The following is a 4852-nucleotide window of genomic DNA, read 5'->3' as shown; positions in this document are numbered from 1 at the left end:
CAGTGGCTGTGGGAGGAGCACCGGGTCACGGCCGCCAAGCAGACCATGAGCCGCGAGGTGCGGGCCCTTGGCTACCGCAAGCTCTCGGCACGTCCTCGCCATCATGCGCAGGCGGAAGACGCCATCGAGAATTTTAAAAAACCTTCCCCGCCCGCCTGGAGGAAGTTGCGCGTGAGAAGTGCGTCGCCGCCAGCGCCATAGAGATCTGGTTCGCCGACGAGGCCAGAGTGGGGCAGAAGAACAAGATCACCCGGCGCTGGGCCCGGCGCGGCACCAGGCCCGTGGCGCCGAATGCGCATGCCGTGTTGCTGCTCGACCAAGCCGGATGGCACCTATCGGACAGGCTCGAGGTACCGCCGAACATCACCCTCATCCCGCTGCCGCCCAAGTGCCCTGAGCTCAACCCGGTCGAGAACACCTGGCAGTTCATGCGGGACAACTGGCTCTCCAACCGCGTCTTCCGCTGCCACGACGACGTCGTCGACCATTGCTGTCGCGCTTGGAACCGCCTCGTCGAGCAGCCCTGGACTATCATGTCCATCGGACTGCGCGATTGGGCGTATCGGTTCTGATCAGTGGGATTTGGTATTAGTCATCCCTTGCGATCGTCCGGCCCAGCCTTACCGTTCGAGTCTTCCTCCACTTGCGCCGCTGCGGCTTCCGTCGCTGCGCGTTCGTCGCCTCCGTAGCCTGCCTTGGGCATTGCATCGCCCGCTTCGCCTGCCGCGCCCACCTTGTTGGAGGTTGGAGCTCCTTGGCCCTTTTCCTCCTTCGTCCAGCCAGGCTCTCCAGTTCCCTTCTGCTTATCGGTCGGCATCTCCGGTTCCTAGAATAGATAGAACGAAAGATCGGACGTTGAGGGCAGTTCCGATCTGTCGTGCCGCCGGCGACCGCAGGACCGCGTTCCGCTTGCGTTAGCGCGACGCCCGTCCGCTATGGTCGAGCGCCGCTACGCCGGCCTCTTGCGCGCGCTCTGCGGTCCCGATCGCCCTGTCTCACCCGCCGCCATGTCATACCCTCCCGCGGATACCGTCCGCTTGCCGGTTATCTCAATCAGCCGTGTGCGGGAGAAATCAATTTTAACAAGGAGAGCTTGGTACGCAGTTCGTTAGCAGGTTGCTGAAAAGCCTGCGAACTGTGCCGGATCGTGGCCCTTTCCGGCGCTGGCGGAGCGCCGCGCATGGCGGCGGCGAACTCGGGCAGGGGCGCTTTCCGGGCGCCCGGCATCGTGCGGGGGTCGACGGGCGTCACGCCGCCGCGCCGAGCAGCTTTGGCAGGCGGACCAAGTTGTAGGCGGCCATGGCCAAGGTGAACTGCCAGTCGAGCTTGGACAGGCCGCGGTGCCGGGCCTTGCGCAGCCGGGCCACTGTCTTGGCCCAGCCGAAGGCCTCCTCGATCCGCTTTCGGATGCGCTGGCTCACGGCGTAGCCCGCGTGCCGCGTCGTTCGCCCGTCGATGGCGGACTGGCGCCCGCTGGTGTTCTGCGCCAGGTGCGGCGTGACGTTAATCTCGCGTGGCTCGGCGACGAAGTCGCGCACGTCGAAGGCCTTGTCGGCGCCGAGGGTGACCTCGCCGGGCCTGTCGGCACGCGGCGCGATCAGGTGCAGCGCAGCTAGGCGCTCGGCATGGCCCGAGGCGCGGGTGGCGACGGCACCGACGATCAGGCCATGCCGGTTCTCCATCAGCGCGTGCCCCATGAAGCAGAGCTTGGCCTCCTTGCCCGGGCCCTTGCGGAATAGCTTGGCATCGGGGTTGGTGGTGGAGGCGTGCGTCTCGTTGCGGCGCTTCTGGCCGCGGAAGTCCTGCTCGCCGTTGCGCCCCGCATCGGGCGGCGGGCCGGAGCCTCCTTCGGCCGGAGGCTCTTGGTGCTGGCCCAGGCCTCAAGCAGCGTGCCGTCGGCCGAGAAATGCTCGGTCGAGAGCAGAGCGCGCACCTTCGGCTGCGCCACCACGGTGGCCAGGAAGCGCCCGGCGATCTCGCCGCCCAGCAGCCGGTCGCGGTTCTTGGTGAAAGTCGTGGCGTCCCAGACCGGGTCGTCCACATCAAGGCCGACGAACCATCGAAACAGCAGGTCGAAGTCGATCCGCTCGACCAGCTGGCGTTCAGAGCGGATCGAGTAGAAGGCCTGCAGCAGCAGCCCCCGCAGCAGCCGCTCGGGCGGGATCGAATCCCGGCCCGTCGGCGGGTAAAGCGCGTCGAACTCGGCCGACATCTCCGCCAGCGCCGCGTTCACGATCGCCCGGATCGCCCGGATCGCCCGGATCGTCCGCAGCGGGTGGTCGGGACGGACCCGCTGTTCCAGGTCCACGTAGCTGAAGAGCGAGCCCCGCACCTCGTCCTTGCCCCGCATCCCAACCTCGTCCCATTGACGAGGACCAGCGAATCACGATCCGCAGCTAGTCGCGAGCGGGAATTTCAGCAGCCTGCTAGGTAAGGGGTAAGCGGAAGCGACGCCCGCCGCCGTTGCGCATCGGCCGCTTCGATACTTTCTACTACACATTGAACTGCTGCTCGAGCAGAACCACCCAGACCTCGGACGCAGCGCGTGAATGTTCACTTCATTAGCGACTAACCTGCCTACTTCCGGTGCTTCTTGCGTTGGGCTTTGTGGTCGTACGGTCCGAAATGGTCATGGTCCCATGTTAGTCTTTGAAGTATTGCTCGGCCTCCTAGCCGCTTCCGTTGCGCTGGCCCTCGTCGCTCGCCGCCTGCATACACCGCTGGCCGTGGTGCTCGTGATTGGTGGCATGACGCTGGCTTTGGTGCCGGGCTTGCCCACCATCGAACTCGACCCCCAATTGGCGCTGGTCATGTTCCTGCCACCGCTCTTACAGGCGAGCGCCTACCGAACCGACTGGCCCGCATTCCGCTTCAACCTACGACCGATCCTGCTGCTTGCCCTCGGCGCGGTCGTATTCACCACAGCAGCCGTGGCTGTAACCACAAAACTTCTCCTGCCTGACCTACCATGGGCTGCCGCTGTCGCGCTTGGCGCAATCGTTGCTCCACCCGATGCAGTAGCGGCAACTTCGGTGCTGAAGGATTTCCGAATCCCTAAGCGCCTTGTCACTGTGTTGGAAGGCGAGAGCCTGCTCAACGACGCCTCTGCGCTGGTCCTCTATCGGTTCGCGGTCACCGCAACGATGGCGGGTGGGATCTCGTTTGGCGAAGCATCACTGTCTTTCGTGCTGGCAGCCGCTGGCGGCGCGGCTTTGGGGTACGGCGTTGGGCGGGTCGCTATGTGGATCTTCGCCCGTCTGGAGGACACGCTCCTCGATATCCTTGTCACCTTTCTGGCCGGCTTCGCCGCCTACATTGCGGCCGAACAAGTACACGTCTCCGGCGTCCTCGCGGCTGTGACCTGTGGCCTCGTGCTTGGGCAACAGCAGCACGCAGCCTTCACAGCACGCACGCGGTTGGAGTCAGGCGCGGTTTGGAGCTTTGTCGAGTTTGTACTCACCGCCCTAGTGTTCATTCTCATTGGCCTGCAACTGCGCGACATTCTCGCGCGCCTTGAGCAGTACGACCCTTGGCAGCTTACGAGTCTTGGCCTCGCTGTCTCGGCTGCGCTGATTGCCAGCCGCTTCATCTGGCTTTTCCCGGCAACTTGGCTGCCACGGGTGCTTTCCCCGAGGTTACGGGAGCGCGATCCGATGCCGCCCTGGAGCCATGTGACGGTGCTGTCCTGGGCTGGAATGCGGGGCGTCGTAAGCCTTGCGGCGGCCTTGGCCCTCCCGGCAGAGTTTCCGGGGCGCGACATCATCCTCTTTCTTGCCTTTTGCGCCATCCTGGCAACGCTCGTTCTTCAGGGAACGACGCTTGGGCCGCTGATCCGGCGCCTCGGCGTCAGTGAGCCGCAGGATGAACCCGCGAATCCGGCCGTCACGCCAGAGGCGATCACCGCGCGGAGCGAGGCGACGGTTGCGGCCATGGATGCCGTGGCCGAGAAGCTTAACGATCCAGAGCAAGCGGCCGCTGCCGATGACCTCCTGCGCGACCTCCGGGTCCGTGCCAAACAGGCCGACCAAATGCGCCGGGATGCCGAGACAGGCTCGCAACGTGACGCGACGCGGCTCGGCTTGCGGCTGACGGCTGTCGAGGCTGCACGCGCAAAGCTCCTGGCCGAGCATAAGGACGAACTCGACACCGAGGCTATGGCAGCGCTGATCGCAGAACTTGACCTGGAAGAGCAACAGATCAGGGTCGCTATGGGTGAGCGCTGATTGACAGGATTAGCGGGCAGAGCGAGCGGCAGGTGTCCGGCATGCTCCAAAATGGATACAGATCAAACACCCGCTTTGGAGCTATTTTCCTGCGCTGTGATGACGGCGAGCGATCAACGCCAAGTGCTCTCCGCCCCGTCTCGGTCGGCGACGGCGTGAGTTCCTACTGCTCCGTAGTGAAGGCCGGCGATACCTCGGTTACGGTCAAGATCGAGACCTGGGCACGCGGGCGCAGGCATGGCAAGGATCGGCAAAAGGTGACGGAGGGTGTCTTAGAGCGTCTATTGAGGCGGCCCCCATTGTCTTGACTACGCGGCGTAGCGGAATTGCGGGTGCTGAAAGATGGAGCGGATCCGCTGCGGCCGCTTGGCAAGGCTACGCATATGGCTGATCGCCGCACGTTTCAGCTGCTGCTTGCTGCGCGCCGGCGCCTTGCGCGGGACCGCCTGCTTGAGGTCGGCGTTCACTCCCTCGTCTGGGTTCAGGTCGGGGCTGTAGGGCGGCAGGTAATGCACCTCGATCCTGGAGCTGTGCCCGGCAAGCCAGTCCTGAACTAGGCGGGCGCGGTGCACCCGCAGCCGGTCCAGGATGAGGAAGACCTTCCGGCGAGCGTCGCGGATCAGGCGCTC

General features: G+C 64.9%; 4 protein-coding genes and 2 pseudogenes. 3 read left to right on the top strand and 3 right to left on the bottom strand.

Going from position 1 to position 4852, the window contains the following annotated elements; translation table 11 throughout:
• Positions 1–572 (top strand): annotated as a pseudogene (locus tag EP26_RS37915) (transposase); the annotation flags it as partial.
• A gap of 20 nt (positions 573–592) precedes the next feature.
• Here EP26_RS37915 and EP26_RS35855 read toward each other — a convergent pair.
• Positions 593–817, bottom strand: coding sequence for a hypothetical protein (locus EP26_RS35855; protein ID WP_157033939.1), 225 nt, complete (start codon positions 815–817; stop codon positions 593–595).
• A 430-nt stretch (positions 818–1247) separates the two neighbouring features.
• Positions 1248–2350, bottom strand: a pseudogene (locus EP26_RS29810) (IS5 family transposase).
• A gap of 289 nt (positions 2351–2639) precedes the next feature.
• On the opposite strand from EP26_RS29810, the gene EP26_RS29805 reads away from it, so the two are divergent.
• The gene (locus tag EP26_RS29805) at positions 2640–4223 is read left to right on the top strand and encodes a Na+/H+ antiporter (RefSeq protein ID WP_043344884.1); all 1584 of its coding nucleotides are present in this window, start codon (positions 2640–2642) and stop codon (positions 4221–4223) included.
• A gap of 41 nt (positions 4224–4264) precedes the next feature.
• Positions 4265–4531, top strand: a complete 267-nt coding sequence (locus EP26_RS38860; protein WP_408735126.1) for a hotdog domain-containing protein — start codon at positions 4265–4267, stop codon at positions 4529–4531.
• Here the strand turns inward: EP26_RS38860 and EP26_RS29800 are convergent.
• A partial coding sequence (locus tag EP26_RS29800; RefSeq protein ID WP_043344882.1) for an IS630 family transposase occupies positions 4532–4852 on the bottom strand: 321 nt, incomplete at its 5' end.

This window comes from Belnapia moabensis DSM 16746 (assembly GCF_000745835.1).
GTDB lineage: Bacteria > Pseudomonadota > Alphaproteobacteria > Acetobacterales > Acetobacteraceae > Belnapia > Belnapia moabensis.
The sequence above is the reverse complement of the archived record's forward strand: the minus strand, read 5'-3'. Positions and strand labels throughout refer to the sequence as shown.

Bases quoted from the DNA above. Each gene is read 5' to 3' on its own strand.
- EP26_RS35855 (WP_157033939.1), bottom strand. From the start codon at position 817: ATGCCGACCGATAAGCAGAAGGGAACTGGAGAGCCTGGCTGGACGAAG.
- EP26_RS29805 (WP_043344884.1), top strand. From the start codon at position 2,640: ATGTTAGTCTTTGAAGTATTGCTCGGCCTCCTAGCCGCTTCCGTTGCG.
- EP26_RS38860 (WP_408735126.1), top strand. From the start codon at position 4,265: ATGCTCCAAAATGGATACAGATCAAACACCCGCTTTGGAGCTATTTTC.